Origin of the sequence: Paenibacillus agaridevorans, from assembly GCF_003112455.1 — a bacterium.
Taxonomy (GTDB): domain Bacteria; phylum Bacillota; class Bacilli; order Paenibacillales; family Paenibacillaceae; genus Pristimantibacillus; species Pristimantibacillus agaridevorans.
In genome coordinates, this window is sequence record NZ_BDQX01000053.1 from 28,271 (window position 1) to 50,371 (window position 22,101).

Below are 22,101 nucleotides of genomic sequence, written 5' to 3' on the forward strand. Positions count from 1 at the left end.
AGACAGGAGGTGTAACAATGTCCCGTATTGGTCGCAAACCAATTGCTGTCCCAGCTGGTGTAACTATCAACTTGGACAACACAATCATTACTGTTAAAGGACCGAAAGGCACGCTTACTCGCGAATTTCACAAGGACATGAAAGTGAATGTAGCGGAGAACGAGATCGTGATCGAACGTCCTTCCGACAATAAATTGCATCGTTCCCTGCACGGAACGACGCGCAGCATTATCGCAAACATGGTGACAGGTGTTACTGACGGCTTCACAAGAAATCTGGAGCTCGTTGGCGTAGGTTACCGTGCTAGCAAATCCGGTGATAAAATCGTGCTTAACGTTGGTTACTCCCACCCGGTTGAAATTGCTCCCGAGAGCAACATCGAGTTCGAAGTGCCAGTCAACACGAAAATTACCGTTCGCGGAATCGACAAAGAGCGCGTAGGCGCTGTTGCCGCTCAAATCCGTGCCGTACGCGAGCCTGAGCCGTATAAAGGCAAAGGTATCAAATACGAAGGCGAGCGCATCATCCGCAAAGAAGGTAAAGCTGGTAAGAAGAAGTAAGTTGAACGAACAGGGACGTGAGACGTTCCATGCAATAGCTTCCTAAGGCGTTAAGAAAGGAGGAACACAAGCATGATTACGAAAGGCGACAAAAACAAGGCCCGTCTGAAAAGACACCTTCGTGTTCGCAAGAAAATCAACGGCACGGCAGCACGTCCGCGTCTGTCCGTATTCCGTTCCGCCAAACATATGTACGCTCAACTGATCGACGACGTAGCAGGCGTAACACTGGCTGCAGCATCCACTAAGGATAAAGAGCTGGTAGAGGCAATCGGCAACGGCGGCAACGTTGAAGCTGCTGCTAAAGTTGGCGAGCTGATCGCGAAACGCGCTCAAGCAAAAGGCGTAACCGAGGTTGTATTCGACCGCGGAGGTTACTTGTATCACGGCAGAATTTCTGCGCTGGCAACCGCAGCACGCGAAGCTGGCTTGAATTTCTAATCACTCAATAAGGAGGTTAAACGACTTGCGTGTAGATCCTAATACGTTAGAACTGACTGAAAAAGTTGTTCATATCAATCGCGTTGCAAAAGTTGTAAAAGGCGGACGCCGTTTCAGCTTTAGCGCGCTTGTAGTAGTCGGCGACGGCAAAGGCTACGTTGGCGCGGGAATCGGTAAAGCAGGCGAAGTGCCGGATGCGATTCGCAAAGGCATTGAAGATGCGAAGAAAAACCTGATCCACGTTCCACTCGTAGGAACTACGATTCCTCACCTCGTACTTGGTCACTTCGGTGCTGGCGAAGTTCTGCTGAAGCCTGCTTCCGAAGGTACTGGCGTTATCGCCGGCGGCCCGGTTCGTGCGGTTCTCGAGCTGGCTGGCGTAGGCGACATTTTAACGAAATCTCTTGGTTCTTCGAACTCCCTGAACATGGTTAACGCGACGCTGGAAGGTCTGTCCCGTCTGAAACGTGCGGAAGACGTTGCAAAGCTGCGTGGCAAAACAGTCGAAGAGCTGTTAGGTTAAGGAGGGAAATAAGATGGCAAAATTGCAAATCACCCTCGTTCGCAGTTTAATCGGTCGCAACGAGAAGCAACGCGCAACGGTTGAAGCGCTTGGCCTTCGCAAGATTCGTCAATCGGTCGTTCATGACGACAACGTGGCGATTCGCGGCATGGTTAACGCAGTTAACCACCTGGTTAAAGTCGAAGAAGTTTAAATTACGATAATGCAGTACACGAAATAAACAAGGAGGTGCACGAACGATGAAATTGCATGAGTTAGCACCAGCACCAGGCTCGACTGCGGCGCCTAAGCGCAAAGGTCGCGGTATCGGCTCCGGCAACGGCAAAACAGCAGGCAAAGGCCATAAAGGTCAAAATGCTCGTTCCGGCGGCGGTGTTCGTCCTGGATTCGAGGGCGGCCAAAATCCTTTGTACCGTCGCGTTCCGAAGCGCGGTTTCAACAATCCATTCCGCAAGGAGTACGCGATTGTTAACATTGAAGATCTGAACAGCTTTGCTGCAGGGACAGAAGTTACACCAGAGGTTCTTCTTGAGCAAGGAGTTATCAGTAACCCTTTGGCAGGAATCAAAATCTTGGGTAATGGTGAATTGAAAGTAGAGCTCACTGTTAAAGCAAACAAGTTCTCTCAATCTGCGGTAGAGAAAATCCAGGCTGCCGGCGGTAAAACCGAGGTGATCTAATTGTTCACAACCGTGTCCAACATTTGGAAAGTGGCGGATCTGCGTACAAGGATCCTCTTCACGCTTTTCATTCTTTTCATTTACCGGATCGGTTCTTTCATTCCGGTACCGGGAGTAGACAAAACCGTATTCGAGAACATGGATTCGCAAGGCGCTGACTTGTTCGGCTTGCTGAACACGTTCTCGGGCGGTGCGCTCTTCCAATTCTCCATTTTCGCGATCGGTATTACGCCGTATATCACGGCATCGATCATCGTGCAGCTCTTGTCGATGGACGTTATCCCGAAGTTTGCGGAATGGGCGAAGGAAGGCGAAAACGGCAAGCGCAAGCTGGCTCAAATTACGCGTTACGGCACGATTATCCTTGGTTTGGTACAAGGCTTCGCAACAGCGATTGGCTTCAACCGCTCCTTCGGACTTGAAATGATTCCGGGCGCAAACTTCGTAGACTACTTGGTCATCGCAATCATCCTGACAGCTGGTACAGCTTTCTTGATGTGGCTCGGCGAGCAAATTACGGAGAGAGGTATCGGCAACGGTATCTCCATCTTGATCTTCGCAGCGATCGTAGCCGGTATCCCTGGTCACATCCGCACGTTGTATCAAGATCAATTCATCGATGCGCAAGACCAGCTTTTCTTGAACATCGCGAAGATGGTGCTGATCGTACTCGTGATTATCGCGATCATCGTCGGCGTTATCTTTATTCAGCAAGGTATCCGGAAGATCCCGGTTCAATACGCGAAGCGTGTTGTCGGACGTAAGATGTACGGCGGACAATCGACTCACATTCCAATGAAGGTTAACGGCGCGGGCGTAATCCCGGTTATCTTCGCGGTATCCCTGATCATGTTCCCTGTAACGATTGCCAACTTCTGGTCCACCAAGCCTTGGGCGCAATGGATCATCGACAATATGAACTATGACCGGCCGCTTGGCATGGTATTGTACGTATTGCTGATCATCGGTTTCACCTTCTTCTACACATTCGTGCAAATTAATCCTGTGCAAATGGCAGATCAGATGAAGAAGAACGGCGGTTATATCCCGGGCATCCGTCCTGGCAAGCCGACGTCCGCTTACCTGACTCGCGTTATGTCGCGGATTACGCTCACGGGTGCACTCTTCTTGGCAGCGATCTCCGTATTCCCAGTGTTCTTTGGAGCATTGGCGGGATTACCGCGGTCCGTGCAGCTTGGCGGCACATCGCTCCTCATCGTTGTCGGCGTTGCGCTTGATACGATGAAGCAGATCGAGAGCCAGTTGATCAAACGTCATTACAAAGGGTTTATCAATAAATAACAGCAGGTTCGAAAGCGGGCTGCCGCGCTCTTAAGGCTAGTGCGGTGCGGTGCCCGAACGAGCCTTCCTGCGTTTAAAGCGAGGAACACGGTAATGAACATTTTATTCATGGGCCCCCCGGGAGCCGGCAAGGGTACACAAGCAGAGCGGATCGTAGAAGAGTTCGGCATTCCCCACATTTCGACGGGCGACGCATTTCGTCTTGCGATGAAACAAGGCACGCCGCTCGGTCTGAAAGCGAAGGAATATGTCGATCAAGGTCTTCTTGTTCCGGACGAAATTACGAACGGCATCGTGAAGGAGCGTCTTGCTCTGGACGATTGCGAGAAGGGTTTCCTTCTGGATGGCTTTCCCCGTACGCTGCAGCAAGCCGAAGCGCTTGATGTCATGCTGACGGAGCTAGGCCGGAGCGTCGATCATGTCGTGAACCTGAAGGTTGACCGCGGATTGCTGCTTGCTCGTTTGACGGGCAGACGCATCTGCAAGTCTTGCGGATCGACTTACCATGTACTATTCAACCCGCCTAAGGTCGAAGGCATCTGCGACAAGGACGGTGGAGAGCTGTATCAACGTTCCGATGATACGGAAGAGAAGATGGGCACGCGCCTGGACGAATATACGTCCAAGACGGCTCTGCTTCTTGATTACTACAGCGGTAAAGGTCTGCTGCGCGAAGTCGACGGCGAGAAGGATATCGACGTTGTTACAAGCGATATCGTTTCCTGCCTGAAAGGTACGTTGTAATGATTATTTGCAAATCCGAATCGGAGCTGCGATTAATGAGGGAAGCCGGACGGATCGTTGCGGAAACGCATCGGTTGATGGCAGCAGCAGTAAAGCCGGGCATCACCACAGGTGAGCTTGACCGTATTGCCGAACAGTACATTCGAAGTCAGAATGCCGTTCCTTCCTTTAAAAGTTACAATGGGTTTCCTTCCAGCATTTGCGCTTCTGTAAATGACGAGTTGGTGCACGGATTCCCTGGATCACGCAAGTTGAACGAGGGCGATATAATAAGCATCGACATCGGAGCGCAGTTCGAAGGCTATCATGGCGATTCCGCTTGGACCTATGCGGTCGGGAGCGTGACGCCAGAAGTTCAGAGACTGCTCGACGTGACGGAAGAATCGCTATACGCGGGACTTGCGCTCGTTAAGCCTGATGTCAGGCTTTATACGATATCGCACGCCATCCAGAAGGTTATTGAAGCAGCAGGTTTCTCGGTAGTACGGGAATACGTAGGGCACGGAATCGGCGCGGAACTGCATGAAGAACCGCAAATACCGAACTATGGTATACCGGACAGGGGACCGCGGCTGAAGCCGGGTATGGTGCTTGCCATCGAGCCGATGGTTAATATCGGAGAACGATATGTACGAACGCTCGAAGACGATTGGACAGTCGTAACGCAAGACGGTTCCTGGTGCGCTCATTTTGAGCACACGGTTGCCGTCACAGAGGACGGCTTTGAAATATTGACCATTCTGCCGCAGCAGTCCGAGGTGTAAGGTGGATGCTCATCCCCGGATTGGTCAGTTCGTCAAAGTACTTCGAGGCAAGGACGAAGACAGTTATGCCGTGGTCATTGCCATTATCGACGACAAGTTCGTCATGATTGCGGACGGCGACAAGCGAAGGTTCGACCAGCCCAAGAAAAAGAACGTTCTGCATCTGATGTTACAGCCTGCCTTTAGTCATGAGGTAATAAGCAGCTTGCAAGAAACAGGCAGAGTGACGAATGCCAAATTACGTTACGCAATTCAGAAGTACGCGCATGCGAAAGGAGAATGACGGTGGCGAAGGAAGACGTCATTGAGGTCGAAGGTACGGTTATTGAGCCGTTGCCGAATGCGATGTTCAAGGTGGAGCTGGAGAACGGTCATCAAATTCTCGCACATGTATCCGGCAAACTTAGAATGCACTTCATCCGCATTCTGACCGGAGACAAAGTGGTTATACAGTTATCGCCTTACGATTTATCAAGAGGGCGCATCACCTATCGGAAGTAACCGCGGTTAGCGGCAAGCTTTTCGAAAGATTCGGGAGGTAATCACAATGAAGGTTAGACCTTCGGTTAAGCCGATTTGCGAGAAATGCAAAGTCATTCGTCGCAAAGGCAACGTTATGGTGATTTGTGAAAATCCGAAACACAAACAAAAACAAGGATAAAAGGAGGGAAATATAGCCCATGGCACGTATAGCTGGTGTAGATATTCCGCGCGACAAGCGCGTTGAAATCGCCCTGACGTATATTTTCGGTATCGGCAAAACGACTTCGCAAAAAATCCTGGCTTCCACGGAAGTTAACCCAGACACTCGCGTTCGCGATCTGACTGAGGATGAGCTGGCTCGTCTGCGCGAAGCCATCGACAAGAATGTTAAAGTGGAAGGCGACCTTCGTCGCGAAATTTCGCTTAACATCAAGCGTCTAACTGAGATCGGCTGCTACCGTGGTCTTCGTCACCGTCGCGGACTTCCTGTTCGCGGTCAACGTACGAAAACAAACGCGCGTACGCGCAAAGGTCCACGTCGTACTGTAGCGAACAAGAAGAAATAAGAAAGGAGGATAATGGACAATGGCTAAACCAAAAAAAGTCGTTCGCACAAAACGTCGCGATCGGAAAAACATTGACACTGGCGTGGCTCACATTCGTTCGACGTTCAACAACACGATCGTTACGATCACAGACCCGCATGGTAATGCAATCTCTTGGGCAAGCTCCGGCAACCTTGGTTTCAAAGGTTCCCGTAAAAGCACGCCGTTCGCAGCTCAGATGGCTGCCGAATCCGCAGCGAAAGCGGCTATGGAGCATGGCATGAGAACTGTCGAAGTTATGGTTAAAGGACCTGGCGCTGGCCGCGAGGCGGCGATTCGTTCGCTGCAGGCTGCTGGATTGGAAGTTAACCTCATTAAGGATGTAACCCCAGTTCCGCATAACGGATGCCGTCCACCGAAACGTCGTCGCGTATAGTTAGATCCACTGTGGTATCAAATGACTGCAACTTGTGAATAATGGTTGTGAAGGTTTGGCATACTACGAGATTTGACATAAATAACGACAAGGTAACGGAGCGACGTTTGAAGGAGGGTACTATTTGTGATTGAGATCGAAAAGCCGAAAATCGAAACCGTAGAGCTGAATAACGAGGGCACTTACGGACGTTTCGTGGTCGAGCCGCTGGAACGCGGATACGGCACGACGCTTGGAAATTCGCTTCGCCGAATTTTATTGTCGTCTTTGCCTGGCGCGGCGGTGACGTCGGTTCAAATCGACGGCGTGCTGCATGAGTTTTCTACGGTTCCCGGAGTGATTGAAGACGTAACGGAAATCATTCTGAACCTGAAAGGCCTCTCGCTGAAGATCCACTCCGACGAGGAGAAAGTGTTGGAGATCGACGCGGAAGGCGAAGGGAACGTAACAGCGGGCGACATTCGAGCTGATAGCGATGTCGAAATTTTAAGCCCTGATCTTCACATTGCGACCTTGGCCTCCGGAGCGCGGCTCCATATGCGGATTTTTGCTAATCGGGGACGCGGTTACGTGCAAGCGGACCGGAACAAGAGCGACGATCAACCGATTGGCGTCATCCCTGTCGATTCGATATACACGCCCATTACTCGGGTTAATTACAGCGTAGAGAACACACGCGTCGGCCAAGTCACCAACTATGACAAGCTGACGCTTGAAGTTTGGACGGACGGCAGTATTCGCCCTGAAGAGGCTGTAAGCCTCGGCGCTAAGATTTTGACCGAGCACTTGGACTTGTTCGTTGGATTAACGGATGAAGCCAAAGATGCCGAAATCATGGTTGAGAAGGAAGAGGACAAAAAAGAGAAGGTTCTGGAGATGACGATCGAAGAACTGGATCTGTCCGTACGTTCATATAACTGCTTGAAGCGTGCAGGCATCAACACCGTTCAAGAGCTGATCACGAAATCCGAAGAGGATATGATGAAGGTTCGTAACCTGGGCCGCAAATCCTTGGAAGAAGTTCAAGAGAAGCTGGAAGAGCTGGGTCTTGGCCTGCGCATGGAAGAGTAGTCTTGTAATCAGACAGCAATGTTAAACACAAAGCAAGGGAGGGGAAAACAAAATGGCATATCAAAAATTGGGCCGTGACGCAAGCGCGCGGAAAGCATTGTTCCGCGATCTCGTAACGGATTTGTTCCTGTATGAGCGCATCCAAACGACTGAAGCCAAAGCGAAAGAGGTTCGTTCTATCGCTGAGAAGCTGATCACGAAAGCGAAAAAAGGTGATCTGCACGCTCGTCGTCAAGTTGCTGCATTCGTACGTCGCGAGACTGTTGACGGCGAACAAGACGCAATCCAAAAGCTGTTCTCCGAACTGGCAACTCGTTATTCGGAGCGCGCAGGCGGATATACGCGTATCCTGAAGCTTGGACCGCGTCGTGGTGACTCCGCGCCTATGGTTTACCTTGAGCTGGTCGACCGCGCGTAGTCTATAAATGGTAATGGAACTTTGATTAAAAGGAAGGGTGGACTCTTGAGGCCACCTTTTTTTTATTGCGGCGGGACTATCGAAGAACGGGGAGGAGAGGCATGCGCAACATCGGCGTGAAAGTTAGTTATGACGGAAGCGGATTTAACGGCTTCCAATCGCAGCCATACGGAAGAACCGTTCAACACGAAATCGAGAAAGCGATTCGCCACCTTACGGGTGAAGAGATTGTCATAATCGGTTCCGGACGGACGGATGCCGGCGTTCACGCCATGGGCCAGGTTTTCAACTTTCATACGGCTTCGACGATTCCAACGGAGCGCTGGGCGATCGCGCTGAATACAAGGTTGTCGAAGGACATTGTTATTCTGGAGGCGTGGGACGTCCCGCTTGAATTCCATTCTCGTCGTTCCGCCAAACGGAAGACGTACCGTTACTCGATCGACTTAAATAAGTTTCCTGACGTATTTATGAGGCCCTATAGGTTTCATCATCCGACAAAGTTGAATATTGCCGCGATGGAGGAAGGGCTGGCTTACCTGGTAGGCAGACATGACTTTACATCGTATACATCGATTCACTCCACCAAACCTCACCATATTCGTACGATCTATGAAGCTAGCTTCCAATTGGAGGAAGGTGCGCTTCATATGTACATTACGGGTAACGGGTTCTTATACAATATGGTGCGCGTCATTATGGGAACGCTGCTGTGGGTGGGGCAAGGCAAGTTGAAGCCGGCCGATATGGGGCGGATTCTGGAAGGCAAGTCTCGTTCGCTTGCCGGACCTACGGCGATGGCGCACGGATTAACGCTGGTAGACGTAGAGTACGGCGGGTGGAGCGCGCCAGAACCTCTGGATGATCATGAAAGTGATTTTCGAGACGAGGATGAGGAGTAGGGGCTGGTCTTTGACGGAGTCGTAGCGGTCAGATTGGGAGACCTTCGCCGGCATGAAGAAGGGACAGCCTCGAGGGGGAGACTGTCCCTATAGGTTGGATCGGATTATCTCAAAATAATATCGCCGGAGCCGGTGCGTACGGTAAGCTTATGCTCGCCGCTTCCGAAAGCGCCGTTCACTTCCCGTTCTCCGTTCTTGCCCTGCTCGTTGAATCCGTTCATGCGGACGATGGCGTCGCCGGAGCTGGTGCGGAATTGCACGGCAAGCGACTCCGGCTCATGATCAAGCGAGATAAGGATATCGCCGCTTCCTGCCTTCAGATCGACATCGTGGTTGATCGTCGAGGTGTCCAATGTAATGTCGCCGGATCCCGTCAGGCCTTGGAGCGCGCCAGATCCATCCTCTAAGGAAACATCGCCGCTGCCGACATTGAATTTGAGTTTTTCCGCTTCGTAACGTTCCAGTTCCACATCGCCGCTGGCGGTATCAAGTTTTATAGACTGTGCAGTAATATCCTTGAGCTTGATGTCGCCGCTCGTTGCTTTTAATTCAAGCTCAGCGGAAGCTGATATCGATTGAACCTCGATGTCGCCGGAATTCGTTCGGAGCTCGACGGTTTCGAAGTCGGAGGAGCCAAGCTCGATGTCGCCGCTGTTTAGCTTGGCAGTTAACGTGCCCCAGGACTTCTCCGGCAGTTCGACGGTCAGCTTAACATTGGACCAATGGAATCCGAACCGGAAGCCACGATCCGATTGCAACGACAGATTCAGCGTATCGCCGTCTTGGTCTGCCTTGAGCAGCAAATCATTGGCAACACGTTTCGTAGCGCGTCCTTCTAAGGTTACTATAACTTCGTCTGAATGGCCTCGGACGATATTTACATCCAGGCTGCTGGAGTCGATGGCGATGTTCGATAATTCGTTAGAAGAGAATGTTCGCTCGTCATGGACGGGTTTGGTAAACCCGGAGAACAGGCTTCCAAACGAGGTATTGCCTTGATTGAAGAACAGGTAGACAAGCGCGATCGCTCCGAGGAGTACGAGCAGCGTACCGAGTGCTTTGTTTGGTTTCATTATAAACGCTCCTTGCATATTGGCTTGGATTCGCCGCATCGATCCGTGACGATTCCGATGTTCTTATTGTAACAATGGAGATACCAAGAAGAAACAGCCTGCTGGCTTACCCGAAGACTGGCCTTAGGTCCAGCATGGGGAGAACGTGAAGCAAAGAGAATTGCAAATACGGCTTGCACTTCCCTATTATTTATAGTAGAATATAACTTGTGCTTTCTTAGTGGCTCTCCCACAGCCCCGACTAAGAATGGCCATCCAAATGCAAGTTCCAACCATGAATAACAAACCAACGGCAACGTTGTTATAAAACGATTAATGTAAGAGAATTAAGGAGGATCATCCATGCGTACCACCTATATGGCTAAGCCGAATGAAGTCGAACGTAAATGGTTCGTCATCGATGCGGAAGGCAAAACGCTCGGACGTCTGGCTAGCGAAGCTGCAAGCCTGATCCGCGGCAAACACAAACCGCAATTTACGCCTCACATCGACACTGGCGATTTCGTTGTTATCATCAACGCTTCGAAAATCGTTCTGACAGGCAACAAAATGGCTGACAAAAACTACTACCGTCACTCCATGTACACAGGTGGCTTGAAAGTCACTCCTGCACACGAGATGTTGAAAAACAAGCCAGAGCGCATGATGGAGCTGGCTGTGCACGGCATGTTGCCTAAGAACCGTCTGGGCAACAAAATGAAACTTAAGCTGAAAGTCTACGCAGGTGCGGAACACCCACATCAAGCCCAAAACCCTGAAGTCTACGAGCTTCGCGGCTAATAAAGAGGAGGACAAGTTTCATGGCTCAAGTGCAATACTATGGAACAGGTCGTCGTAAACACTCTGTTGCACGTGTACGTCTCGTGCCGGGTGAAGGACGAATCATTGTTAATAAACGCGATTTAAACGAATATTTCGGTCTGGAAACGCTGAAGCTGATCGTTAAACAACCGCTTAACCTGACTGACACATTGTCCAAGTACGATGTATTGGTTATCGCTAACGGCGGCGGCATGTCCGGTCAAGCTGGCGCAATCCGTCACGGTATCTCCCGTGCTCTGCTCAAAGCAGACCCTGAGTTCCGTCCGTCCCTTAAGCGCGCAGGCTTCCTGACTCGCGATCCGCGCATGAAAGAACGTAAAAAATACGGTCTTAAAGCGGCTCGTCGCGCTCCACAATTCTCGAAACGTTAATATGACGAAATACCATCTTTGCTACATGCAAAGATGGTATTTTTTTTGCCCAGACAAGCGCAAAGCTGTCACTTCGAAAACTTTTTCTCATATTGGTGGAAAGAAGGATTGAACATTTGGCTTGAAAGTACTATAATCGATAATACAGACCAATTTACTTGGAATTAAAGACGGAGGTAACGACCAATGAATTTGTTTGAGAAAGAAGCGCTTATTGCGCAGAAGGCTGTAGAACTCGAGAATGCATCGCCGGAAGACATTATCCGATTCGCCGTCGAGACTTTCCCGAATATTACGTTCGCGTGCAGTTTCGGTGCGGAGGACGTCGTACTGGTTGATATGCTTCAGAAGATTAGCCCGAAGACAGACATCTTCTACTTGGATACGGACTTCCACTTCAAGGAAACGTACGAGACGCGCGACCGAATCGCGGAAGCTTATCCTGGCATTCCATTCGTGGAAGTGAAACCGGAGATTACTCCTGAAGAGCAAGCAGAGCAGTTCGGGGAACAACTGTGGAAGAGCGACGCCAACAAGTGCTGTGACATTCGCAAGGTACAGCCGCTGACGAAGATTCTGTCCAAATACGAGGCGTGGATCACAGGAATCAGACGTGATCAGGCTCCAACCCGCGCTAACGCGAAGAAGATCGAATATGACGTGAAGTTTGGACTCGTAAAGTTTAATCCGATCGCACATTGGACGTCTGACGATGTATGGAATTACATCCGCGAGAATAACGTTGTATACAATCCGCTTCACGATAATTATTATCCAAGCATTGGCTGCGAGTATTGCACGCGTCAAGTTATGCCTGGCGAAGACCCGCGCGCAGGACGCTGGTCGGGGCAAGAGAAGACGGAGTGCGGTTTGCATAAGTAAGATAATATAGAATAGCGTATTTTTGAACTTCCATTATAGGAGGCATTATCCCATCATGAGTCAAATTGCTCCCCATGGCGGCGAATTGGTCAATCGAATCGCAGCCGGCGAACAACGCGAAGCGCTTCTGGCAGAAGCCGCAAATCTTAATACCATCATCATTAACACATGGACGATCTCTGACCTTGATCTGATCGGAGTAGGCGCATTTTCCCCGCTTACAGGTTTCCTGGGTGAATCCGATTACCATGCCGTTGTCAGCCAAATGCGCCTGTCGAACGGAACGGTATGGAGTATTCCGATTACGCTGTCTGTAAGTGAAGCGAAGGCTGCCGAGTTAAAGACTGGCGAACGCGCCGCGCTCGTTGGCGAAGATGGCATCACTTATGGCATTATCGATGTAGAGAGCGTTTATATGGTCGATCAGAACATAGAAGCGGTCAAGATCTTCAAAACGGACGACCTCGCTCATCCAGGCGTTCAGAAGCTGTTTGAGCGCTCGAATATTTACGTAGGCGGCTCCATTACGGTATTGAACCGTCCGCAACCGGAGAAGTTCCAAGAGTTCTATTACGATCCGTCGGAGACACGCCGTTTGTTCGCGGAAAAGGGCTGGAAGACGGTTGTCGGCTTCCAGACGCGCAACCCGGTTCACCGCGCTCATGAATACATCCAGAAGACGGCTATGGAGATCGTAGATGCGCTTTTCCTGAATCCGCTTGTCGGCGAGACCAAGTCGGATGACGTGGCTGCCAACGTACGAATGAAGAGCTATCTGGCGCTTCTGGAGAACTACTATCCGCAGGACCGTGTGTTCCTGGGCGTATTCCCGGCAGCGATGCGTTATGCGGGACCGCGCGAGGCGATCTTTCATGCGATCGTCCGCAAGAACTATGGCTGCACGCACTTTATCGTTGGCCGCGATCATGCCGGTGTAGGCGACTACTATGGCACTTACGAGGCGCAAGAGCTGCTGAAGACGATTCCTGCCGAAGATCTCGGCATAACGCCGTTGTACTTCGAGCACAGCTTCTTCTGCAAGGCTTGCGGCAATATGGCTACAACGAAAACTTGCCCGCACGACAAGGAACAGCATCTGACGTTGTCCGGCACGAAGGTGCGCGCATTGCTTCGCGATGGCGTTTGCCCGCCGCCAGAGTTCTCCCGTCCTGAAGTGGCGAAGATTCTGATCGAAGGCATGTCGGAGCAGCCTGTAGGTTAAAGGAAAACGTTCGTATATTACCGCCTGTCAGTTGCATGTATAACGCATTCTTCAAGGAATATCGCACATGGCAACGTCCGCTTTCTTCGGAAGGCGGGCGTTTTGTCGTTCGTACCAATGATTGAATCAAAAAAATACACGCATAGGGTCAAAATTTGACCCGTCGCAGGGATACCCGCTCTTCTATGATGGATAGGTAAGTTTCGGAATATTCATCATTTGGAGGGAGGATTACCTTGAGAACTGCAACGAGAAAGCTTTCTATGCTGCTGGTGCTCTGTATGCTGACAGGTCTGTTCGGAGCGATACCGGGCTCCGCTAGCGAGGATGACGAGAATCTGTTCTCCAACGGCGGATTTGAGCTTGTAACCGCAACTGGAGCGGCGACCTGGAACGGAGGGCAACGTCCGGAAGATTGGACTTTATGGCGGGCCAGCGGTAATGCCGACATATCGGTTACCGATCAGGTCCGTTATTCGGGGCAATACGCCGCGCAGATCGTGCACGGCGCGTCAAGTCGTACGGCGTTGACGACAAACGCTCGTGTCGAGAGCGACCAGCGTTACCGATTGAGCGCATGGATCAAGACGGAGGAAGTCACGTCCGCTCTAGGTGCATTCATCCGTACGCAATATTACAAAACGTTAAACGGCGTTGACGGAAGCACGACTCACGAGAAGGTAAGCGATGGTCCGTCGACGGAACGGATGCGCGGTACGAATGACTGGACAAAGCTCGAAGTATTGGTAACCGTGCCTGCAGATGCCAGATACCTCGTCGTAGAACCGTTTTTCGAAACCGGTCTGGGGAAAGTCTGGTTCGACGAACTGCGGCTGGAAGCATGGGATGGACCGACGGGCTTGAAGCTGCAGCCTGAAGCGACGGCTTTAAATGTCGGAGACACCCAGCTCTTGACGCCGATATTTACGCCAGAAGGAGACTCTGTACCGCTGCAATGGCAATCGTCCAATGAAAACGTAGCGGCTGTTCTGAATGGATCCGTTACGGCAATCGCGAATGGAAGCGCTGTTATTACGGCAACCGGAGCTGACGGATTGCTGCGCGCCCAAGCCGCAATAACGGTCGAGTCTACGGAAACGGTCGCCGCATACAGCGAGCTTACGCAAAGATGGTTGGACAAGCTGACGGGCGTAACGCTTCTTCCGCCGGATGATTCCGATGCCGCAGCATTCCTGGTTAAGTTGGCAGAGAAGGTTTCCAACGGGGAAGGAACCGGAAGTTGGGATTTGCTTCATACGGCCGCCGATGCCGATACGTTGTGGGAGGGCGGAATTAGCAGAAGCAATACCGACTCCGCGGTTATGAGCAAAGCTTATTCGACGATCAGGGAGATGGCTGTCTCCTACGCAACCCCGGGCTCGCTCTATCATCACAATGAGGAGCTGGCCACAGATATCGTACGGGCGATGGAATGGATGCACACTTATCAATATAACGAAACCAAACCAATCGTCGGCAATTGGTATGATTGGGAAATCGGCACGCCGCAAGCGTTGATGGATTTGAACGTGCTGATGTACGACGTCCTGACCGCAGAGCAACGGGAACGTTATATGAAAGTGATTGACAAATTTGTACCCGATCCGAAAAAAAGGGTGCAAAATGCCAATGTTATCGAGGTTGGCGCAAATCTGCTCGATAAAGCGCTTGTTGTTGTGCTGCGCGGCATTGTCGGAGAGCGCGGCGACAAGATTGCGCTGGGCGGGGGCGTTCTGCCGGATGAATTCGAATATGCGACAAGCGGCGACGGAATCTACGCGGACGGCTCGCTGATTCAGCATTACAATGTCGCTTATTCCGGCGCATATGGCAGCGTGCTAGTCGGACGCGTAACCGATCTCCTGTACTTGCTTGACGATTCGCCTTGGCCTGTCGACGATCCTCGTCTTTCCCGCGTATACAATTGGCTGGAAAACAGCTTCGAGTCATTAATTTATGACGGGGCCATTATGGACAACGTCAAAGGCAGAAGCATTGCTCGTCAGCAAGATTCGGATCATCTGGCGGGAAGGGGAGTCATCCGTACTTTTGCCCGTCTGGCCGGGTTTGCGCCGGAGCCATATGCGAGCCAGATGAAAAGTACAATCAAGGAATGGGTGACGAAGGATACCAGCTTCGACAATTATTACGAGGGAGTGGCGTTGTACGACGTAGCTGCTCTGAAGGCGATCGTGAACGATCCGGCCGTAACGCCTCGCGGCGAGTTGATCAAACATCAACAATTTTCCGCGATGGATCGGATCATGCATTTGCGCCCAGGTTTCGGCTTCTCGGCAAGTATGTTCTCCGATCGCATCTCCGCCTTTGAATTCGGGAACGGAGAGAACAAGAAGGGCTGGTATACCGGTATCGGGATGACCACGCTATATAACAGCGACATCAAACAATACAGCAACGAATATTGGCCGACCGTGGACATGTTTCGACTGCCCGGAACGACGACGGACGGTTATGCGATTACCCCCGCTGCATGGGGAGCTTATATGAACGGCAAAGACTGGGTCGGCGGCGCATCGATCGATGAGCTGTACGGAGTCGCGGGGATGGATTTTGCTTTAGGAAAAAGCACCGGCAGCAAGCTGCAGGGCAAAAAATCCTGGTTTATGTTCGACGATGAAATCGTGGCGGTCGGCTCGGGCATTACGAACACCGATTCCCGCAAAGTCGAAACAATTGTGGAAAACCGCCAGTTAAATGAACAAGGCGGCAACAAGCTGATTGCGGATGGCGAGGCCATGTCCACGGAAGCAGGCTGGCAAGCGCAATTGTCCGGCATTAGCTGGGCGCATCTGGAAGGCAATACTTCAGGCTCCGATATCGGGTACTACTTCCCCGGTACAGCCGATATTAAGGGCATACGCGAGGCAAGAACCGGCTCGTGGCGAAATGTGAACGACAGCGGTTCGACGGAGCCGATCACACGCCATTACGCCAGCCTTGCTTTCGATCATGGCACAGCGCCGCGCAACGAGTCTTACTCGTACGTGCTGTTGCCTGGCTTTGAAGCGGAACAAACGGAGAGCTACAGCGGGCATCCGGATATTGAAATTATTAGCGACAGCTCCAATGTGCATGCGGTGCGCGAGAGCGGACTCGGACTGACCGCGTTCAACTTCTGGACATCGGATACAGCCGACTTCGTTCGCAGTTACCAGCCTGCATCCGTCATCGTGAAGGAGGATGGAGAGAAGCTGACCATCGCCGTCTCCGACCCGACTCAGAAGCAGAACAAGCTGGTGCTCAATGTAGGCAAGGTCGTGCTGGAACAACTGGAGGCAGACTCCGGCATCAAGGTGACCCAGACGGAGCCGTTCCTGAAGCTTGAGGTGGATACTGCGGGAGCGCTTGGAGGCACGAGGACCGTAAGCTTCCGTTATGACGCTTCGCAAACTCCGGATATCGGGACTGACGAACCGGAGGTTGGCAAGCAGGAGATTGTATATGTGTCGGAAGATACGTATACCAATGCCGGCAGCAAGGCGGCGCAGAACTTTGGATCGGTTGGTTATCTGAATGTCAAGAAGGGCGTAGGAGACTACTTGCGTCAAACTTGGCTGAAGTATGATATTAGCCATCTCGAAGGCCCGATCCAATCAGCCAAACTGATCGTTTACGGGAAAACCAATGATTCTCGTTCCACGGAAACGGAAATTACCGTTCACGGAGCCGCTTCCGATGACTGGAAAGAACAGGAGCTTACCTGGAATACGATGCCGGCTGTCGGGGGAGCGCTCGACCGGACCCTTATTGACGGACCGGATGACTGGCGGGAGCTCGATGTAACCGGCTTTGTGCGCGAACAACTGGCGGGCGATGGAACCGTCAGCCTGGTCTTGCAGGGTACAAACGACTATACGGTGGAAATTCGCGGCAAGGAGAATCAAGCCGGGTTGTACAAATCGTATTTGCTGATCTCGTTCGCAGCCGCCGAAGGCGATCTGAACGGCGATGGCGAGTTGACGCTTGGCGACCTGTCGATTGCTTCGGCCCATTACGGTTTAAGCAAAAACAGTCCCGGATGGGATGGCGTCAAGGCTGCGGACCGGAACGGCAACGGGAAAATCGACGATGCCGACTTGCAATGGTACGGTTCGCGATTGCTGAGTGGAAATCCATCTGAAAGGGGAGCTGGGGACAAGTGAAATCGGGCAAACTGCGAACGGGTCTCATTATTACGACGATATTGTCATTGGTGTTTACGCTGCTGCAGCCGACTCCTGCAGCTGCCGCGCAGCAGTCGGAAAAGCTTGGCGAGCTGCGTCTGAAATGGTTCGATTTCCTGACTGGCGGTACAGATATTGATCTGCAGGACGAAGATATTAAACGTGCCGCTCAGGCGAACGCGGCTAAGGTGACCAATGAGTCTGGCACCGGGGCGTGGGATACGATGAACAAACAAGAAGGTCGTTCATCCTTGTGGGCGGACTACAACAGCACAACCAATTCGAGTCATATCACGAATTCCTACAATCGATTAAAGGATATGGCGATTGCGTTTGCGACGCCTGGAACGGAGTTGCATAAGGATACCGGGCTGCGGGATGATATCCTCGCGGGTATCGATTGGATGTATCAGAATCGCTACAACGTAACCAGAGCTTCATACAACAACTGGTGGGATTGGGAGATCGGAGCGCCGCTTGCGCTTGCCGATATCGTCACGCTGATGTACGACGATATGAGCGAGGAGCAGATTTCGGCTTATACGAGCACGATCGACCGTTTTGTGCCCAATCCGGGCAAAAGATTGATCGGCGCACCCGGGTTGACGGAGACGGGAGCCAATCTGATGGACAAAGCGCTGGCTGTCGTGCTGCGCGGCATTCTGGGGAGCAACGAGGCCAAAATCGCGCAGTCGCGCGACGCGCTCGATTCGGTGTTCCCTTATGTGAGCGGCGGAGATGGCTTCTATAAGGACGGTTCGTTCATCCAGCACAACAATATCGCGTACACGGGAAGCTACGGAAGCGTGCTGCTCGGCAATATGGGCAAGCTGCTGACTCTTCTGGCTGATTCCGACTGGCCGATCGACAGTCCCGGCTTTGAAAATGTATGGAACTGGGTGACTGATTCGTTCGAGCCGGTTATTTATAACGGGCATATAATGGAGATGGTTAGCGGCAGGGCGGTATCGCGTTACAATAACAATACAAGAGGCGCTGTATGGACGATTCTGCGGCTGTCGCAGTTTGCACCGGCTGAAGAAGCGCAGCGCTACAAGGAGATGGTGAAGGAATGGCTCCTTGCGGATCAGTCGGTTGCAAGCCCGTATGACGGAGTACCGATTCGCGACATCGTGGCGCTGAAGAAATTGCTGAACGACGATTCGATTGAACGTCGCGGCGGATTGGCCCGCAACTATGCGCTCACGGCCATGGATCGTATCGTCCATTCGCGCGAGGCGTTTACTTTCGGAATCAGCATGTCTTCTACACGCATTGCCAACTACGAAGGCAGCACGAACGGCGAACATACGAAGGGCTGGTATACAGGCGACGGCATGACGTATCTGTACAATCAGGACGCCGGTTATTATCGGGACGGCTTCTGGCCGACGATTGATCCGCTGCGACTCGCGGGTGTCACTTCGGACGGCAAGCAGCGCACCGCAACCAGGACGACAAGCTCTACTTGGGTCGGCGGTTCGTCGCTGGACAAGGCGTACGGCGCGGCAGGCATGGATTTGTCTCCGCCCGGCAGCGATCTGAGAGGCAAGAAGTCGTGGTTTATGTTCGATGATGAAATTGTGGCGCTTGGCGCCGACCTGACGACCGGAACGCCAAGAACGGACGGGAAACAGGTCGAAACGATCGTTGAGAATCGGATGATTGCATCGGCGGACGAGAATGCGCTGACTGTCGACGGCGAGATGATGCCGGCACAGTCCGACTGGTCGGAGAAACTAAGTCAAGTACAGTGGGCACATATTGCGGGTACGTTGCCGGGGGCGGATGTCGGCTACTATTTCCCGGGGGGCTCGGATGTTAGCGCGCTGCGCGAGACGCGAAGCGAAGCGTGGAGCTCGATCAATCCTTCGGGGCCGACGACTCCGCTTACGCGCAATTATTTGAGCCTGGCTGTCGAGCACGGCGCGAAAGCGACGGCTGCGGAGTATGCGTATGTACTGCTTCCGGGCAAAAATACCGGGGATACGAACATGTACAGCGAAAATCCGGATATTCGCATCCTGAGCAATACCGCCGCAATGCAGGCGGTGCAGGAGACGAAGCTCGGCGTTACGGGCATCAACTTCTGGCGGGCCGGGGAAACGGAGCAAGTACGCGCCTATCAGCCCGCTTCCGTGATGGTGAAGGAAGCAGGAGACGAATGGACGGTTGTGGTTTCCGACCCGACGCAAGCACAAGCCAAAGTGAGAGTAGAGCTGGCGGCAGTCGCGCTGGAACAGCTTGAGGCCGATTCGACGGTTACGGTCTTGCGCTCTTCGCCGTCCGTGTTGCTGGAGGTGGCGACCGCGGGTACGAAAGGCGCCAGCCAAACGATCAAGCTGAAGGTAGATCCGGACGCCGATACCGACTTGCCTGTCGAGGAAGGAGTTTCCCCGGATCCGGAAGCGGTGATCCGAGTGGATGTGACCGCGGATGCTTATGTCAATGGCGGAGCCAATGCCGCTGTCAATTATGGAAATACAGGTTACTTGAACATTCGTAACGGTACGGGTTTATATGACCGCAGAACGTATCTGAAATACGATCTTTCCACGCTGAGTTCCGAAGTCGAACGCGCTTATCTTTATGTCTACGGCAGAGTGAACGACAGCGCGGGAGGCACTGCGAACATAGGCGCTTATGCCGTGGAGGATGACAGCTGGACGGAAACCGGCCTGAATTATAACAATAGGCCGGCCGAAGGCGCTCGCATGGACGACGTAACCTTCAACGCGACTAATGAGTGGAGAAGCTTCGATGTGACGTCGTTTATGAATCAGGAGCTCCTGTCCAATGAAACGGCGACGGTTATGCTGCGCCAATTCAATGGCGACAAGAGCTCGGAAATACGAAGCCGCGAGAATGAAGGCGGCACTTACCGTTCGTATCTGGAACTGTTGATGAAGGATGAGACTGCGCCGGCCACGACCGTTCGTTTCGAAGCGGAAGCGGCATCGGCCGGTCTCAACGGTCAGCCGGTAACGCTGCTGGTTGAAGCCGAAGACAATGAGGGCGGCTGGGGCGTATGGCGCACGCAGTACCGCATCAATGGCAGAGGCTGGATGACGGTTGATGCGGGCCGGATCGTACTGCAAGGCGACGGCAGCTATAGGGTGGAATACCGCTCCACCGACAAGGCGGGCAATGTGGAGCAAACGAAACAGCTTGCCGTTACGATCTCTACTCCGACCGCAGAGCTTGTCGGACCGGAGCAAGCGGTCGCCGGCGAATCGATCGAAATCATGTATCGCATTAACACGGGTTTGAATCATTTGTACGCAAGCGAATTTGTAGTGGAGTATGATTCGGAAAAGTTGATCTTCGATTCTGCCGAAGCCGCTCAGCAGCACATCATTGTGGCCGGTCTGGCCAATGAACCGGGCCGTCTCGGCGTAATCGTGGCCGGGCTTGGCCAGCCGCTTGGCGGAAATGAAAATTTGGTCAAGCTTGTGTTCAAAGCAGCATCGGTCGAAGAAACGGCAACGACGCGACTTGAAGTTGTCGAAGCACAAGCAGCGGACCGCACCGGCAAGGAGCTGACGCTGCGTCCGACTTCGATTGCCGTCACCGTCAAGGCGCAGAAGGAGGAACCGGGTACGGGCGAACCTGGCACCGGGGAACCTGGAACGGGTGGACCAGGTACAAGTGATCCAGGTACAAGCGAACCAGGAACAGGCGGACCGGGTACGGATGAACCGGGTTCGGAAGAGCCAGGAACAGACGAACCAGGTACGGATGAGCCGCGCGAATGGTCGGATGTGCAAGGACATTGGTCGGAGAGCGTAATCAAGGAGGCAGCCAAGCTGAATTGGCTGAATGGTTATCCTGACGGTACGTTCCGTCCGGACAAGGCGATGACCAGAGCGGAGTTCGCCGTATTGGTGGTCAGGGCGCTCGGACTGAATAAAGCGAATACACTGGCCTTTGCGGACACGGAGCAATTGCCGGAGTGGGCGCGCGATGCGATTGCCATTGGCGTAACCAATGGATTTATCGCCGGATACGAGGATAACACATTCCGCGCGAACCGTCCGATTACCCGCCTGGAGATGGCGGTCATGATCGCCAGAGTGCTGGAGTTGACACGCAGCAAGCAGACGGAGCATGTGTTTGCTGATGCCGGTGACATACCGGCATGGGGGCGTGACAGCGTTGCCGCCGTATTCGAGAACGGACTGTTCCAAGGTAAAGGAGGCAATCGCTTCGTGCCGAATGCAGGAGCAACCAGAGCCGAGGCGGTAACAGTCCTTCTGCGCGCTTTGAATCGGGAATAGATGAAACGGTGAAACGATGAATCAGCGAATCAGCTAAACGAGGAGGCCCTCAACCCCATTTCATTTTGGGATTGGGGGCTTTTCATTTGGACTACAACAATTGGCTAGTTTCGGGTGAGGTTTGTCGGTGTGACCGACAAACTTGGGCCAATCGCACCTCGCGATCGCAAAAAACGGGAACGATGGGGAAAAGGTAAAAATAGTGCACGTATCAACCAAAAATTTCGCCTGCCATCAGCCCCCGCTCTGCTTATCCTAAAGTTGCCAGGGTTATATGAATAGCCGGTCCTCGGCTTCATTGGTATAATTTTTTCATAGAGTGAGAGTTCAAAAAGTACGGTTTTCAGCACCGAGAAGATTGAAAGAAGGTAGAAACTGAGGAGCGGAGCGTAGTGGAAGCT

The 22,101-nt window shown here is 52.5% G+C and carries 23 protein-coding genes; 22 read left to right on the forward strand and 1 reads right to left on the reverse strand.

Annotation, left to right across the window (positions count from 1 at the left end; all coding sequences use genetic code 11):
• The first annotated feature begins 17 nt into the window (after positions 1-17).
• From rplF to truA, 16 genes are all read left to right on the forward strand, one after another.
• Entirely contained in the window at positions 18-560 is a 543-nt protein-coding gene (gene rplF / locus PAT3040_RS05785) for a 50S ribosomal protein L6 (RefSeq protein ID WP_087570322.1), read from the forward strand.
• A gap of 72 nt (positions 561-632) precedes the next feature.
• Positions 633-1,001 (forward strand): 50S ribosomal protein L18, encoded by a 369-nt coding sequence (gene rplR, locus PAT3040_RS05790; protein WP_087570323.1) that lies wholly within the window; start codon positions 633-635, stop codon positions 999-1,001.
• 25 nt (positions 1,002-1,026) lie between these two features.
• On the forward strand, positions 1,027-1,524 hold the full coding sequence (gene rpsE / locus PAT3040_RS05795) for a 30S ribosomal protein S5 (RefSeq protein WP_068679339.1): 498 nt from the start codon (positions 1,027-1,029) through the stop codon (positions 1,522-1,524).
• 13 nt (positions 1,525-1,537) lie between these two features.
• Positions 1,538-1,717 (forward strand): 50S ribosomal protein L30, encoded by a 180-nt coding sequence (gene rpmD, locus PAT3040_RS05800; protein WP_087570324.1) that lies wholly within the window; start codon positions 1,538-1,540, stop codon positions 1,715-1,717.
• Between the two features lie 46 nt (positions 1,718-1,763).
• Positions 1,764-2,204 (forward strand): 50S ribosomal protein L15, encoded by a 441-nt coding sequence (gene rplO / locus PAT3040_RS05805; protein WP_087570325.1) that lies wholly within the window; start codon positions 1,764-1,766, stop codon positions 2,202-2,204.
• Positions 2,205-3,506, forward strand: coding sequence for a preprotein translocase subunit SecY (secY, locus tag PAT3040_RS05810; RefSeq protein WP_087570326.1), 1,302 nt, complete (start codon positions 2,205-2,207; stop codon positions 3,504-3,506).
• Positions 3,507-3,599: 93 nt separating this feature from the next.
• Positions 3,600-4,250 (forward strand): adenylate kinase, encoded by a 651-nt coding sequence (locus PAT3040_RS05815; protein ID WP_087570327.1) that lies wholly within the window; start codon positions 3,600-3,602, stop codon positions 4,248-4,250.
• The gene (map, locus tag PAT3040_RS05820; protein ID WP_108991868.1) at positions 4,250-5,014 is read left to right on the forward strand and encodes a type I methionyl aminopeptidase; all 765 of its coding nucleotides are present in this window, start codon (positions 4,250-4,252) and stop codon (positions 5,012-5,014) included. The genes PAT3040_RS05815 and map overlap by 1 nt, the downstream gene beginning before the upstream one ends.
• A gap of 1 nt (position 5,015) precedes the next feature.
• On the forward strand, positions 5,016-5,297 hold the full coding sequence (locus tag PAT3040_RS05825; protein WP_087570329.1) for a KOW domain-containing RNA-binding protein: 282 nt from the start codon (positions 5,016-5,018) through the stop codon (positions 5,295-5,297).
• Positions 5,298-5,299: 2 nt separating this feature from the next.
• Entirely contained in the window at positions 5,300-5,515 is a 216-nt protein-coding gene (gene infA / locus PAT3040_RS05830; protein ID WP_015847200.1) for a translation initiation factor IF-1, read from the forward strand.
• A gap of 46 nt (positions 5,516-5,561) precedes the next feature.
• Positions 5,562-5,675, forward strand: coding sequence for a 50S ribosomal protein L36 (gene rpmJ, locus PAT3040_RS05835; protein WP_003333770.1), 114 nt, complete (start codon positions 5,562-5,564; stop codon positions 5,673-5,675).
• A gap of 19 nt (positions 5,676-5,694) precedes the next feature.
• Complete coding sequence (rpsM, locus tag PAT3040_RS05840; RefSeq protein ID WP_087570330.1) at positions 5,695-6,063, forward strand: 30S ribosomal protein S13; 369 nt, start codon at positions 5,695-5,697, stop codon at positions 6,061-6,063.
• Positions 6,064-6,082: 19 nt separating this feature from the next.
• Positions 6,083-6,478, forward strand: coding sequence for a 30S ribosomal protein S11 (gene rpsK / locus PAT3040_RS05845; RefSeq protein ID WP_028609630.1), 396 nt, complete (start codon positions 6,083-6,085; stop codon positions 6,476-6,478).
• Between the two features lie 126 nt (positions 6,479-6,604).
• Entirely contained in the window at positions 6,605-7,549 is a 945-nt protein-coding gene (locus PAT3040_RS05850) for a DNA-directed RNA polymerase subunit alpha (protein ID WP_087570331.1), read from the forward strand.
• A 52-nt stretch (positions 7,550-7,601) separates the two neighbouring features.
• The gene (rplQ, locus tag PAT3040_RS05855; RefSeq protein WP_087570332.1) at positions 7,602-7,967 is read left to right on the forward strand and encodes a 50S ribosomal protein L17; all 366 of its coding nucleotides are present in this window, start codon (positions 7,602-7,604) and stop codon (positions 7,965-7,967) included.
• 101 nt (positions 7,968-8,068) lie between these two features.
• Entirely contained in the window at positions 8,069-8,869 is an 801-nt protein-coding gene (gene truA / locus PAT3040_RS05860; RefSeq protein ID WP_108991869.1) for a tRNA pseudouridine(38-40) synthase TruA, read from the forward strand.
• Positions 8,870-8,973: 104 nt separating this feature from the next.
• Here the strand turns inward: truA and PAT3040_RS05865 are convergent, their stop codons facing one another.
• Positions 8,974-9,942, reverse strand: coding sequence for a DUF4097 family beta strand repeat-containing protein (locus PAT3040_RS05865; RefSeq protein WP_181376456.1), 969 nt, complete (start codon positions 9,940-9,942; stop codon positions 8,974-8,976).
• Between the two features lie 342 nt (positions 9,943-10,284).
• On the opposite strand from PAT3040_RS05865, the gene rplM reads away from it, so the two are divergent.
• From rplM to PAT3040_RS05895, 6 genes are all read left to right on the forward strand, one after another.
• On the forward strand, positions 10,285-10,722 hold the full coding sequence (gene rplM, locus PAT3040_RS05870) for a 50S ribosomal protein L13 (protein WP_087570335.1): 438 nt from the start codon (positions 10,285-10,287) through the stop codon (positions 10,720-10,722).
• A 20-nt stretch (positions 10,723-10,742) separates the two neighbouring features.
• Entirely contained in the window at positions 10,743-11,135 is a 393-nt protein-coding gene (rpsI, locus tag PAT3040_RS05875; RefSeq protein WP_087570336.1) for a 30S ribosomal protein S9, read from the forward strand.
• A 186-nt stretch (positions 11,136-11,321) separates the two neighbouring features.
• Positions 11,322-12,017: a phosphoadenylyl-sulfate reductase gene (locus tag PAT3040_RS05880; protein WP_108991871.1), complete on the forward strand. Its 696-nt coding sequence runs from the start codon at positions 11,322-11,324 to the stop codon at positions 12,015-12,017.
• A 55-nt stretch (positions 12,018-12,072) separates the two neighbouring features.
• Complete coding sequence (gene sat, locus PAT3040_RS05885; protein ID WP_108991872.1) at positions 12,073-13,239, forward strand: sulfate adenylyltransferase; 1,167 nt, start codon at positions 12,073-12,075, stop codon at positions 13,237-13,239.
• A 236-nt stretch (positions 13,240-13,475) separates the two neighbouring features.
• Complete coding sequence (locus tag PAT3040_RS05890) at positions 13,476-17,402, forward strand: polysaccharide lyase family 8 super-sandwich domain-containing protein (RefSeq protein WP_146200369.1); 3,927 nt, start codon at positions 13,476-13,478, stop codon at positions 17,400-17,402.
• The gene (locus PAT3040_RS05895; RefSeq protein WP_108991874.1) at positions 17,399-21,700 is read left to right on the forward strand and encodes a polysaccharide lyase family 8 super-sandwich domain-containing protein; all 4,302 of its coding nucleotides are present in this window, start codon (positions 17,399-17,401) and stop codon (positions 21,698-21,700) included. The genes PAT3040_RS05890 and PAT3040_RS05895 overlap by 4 nt, the downstream gene beginning before the upstream one ends.
• Positions 21,701-22,101: the final 401 nt, after the last annotated feature.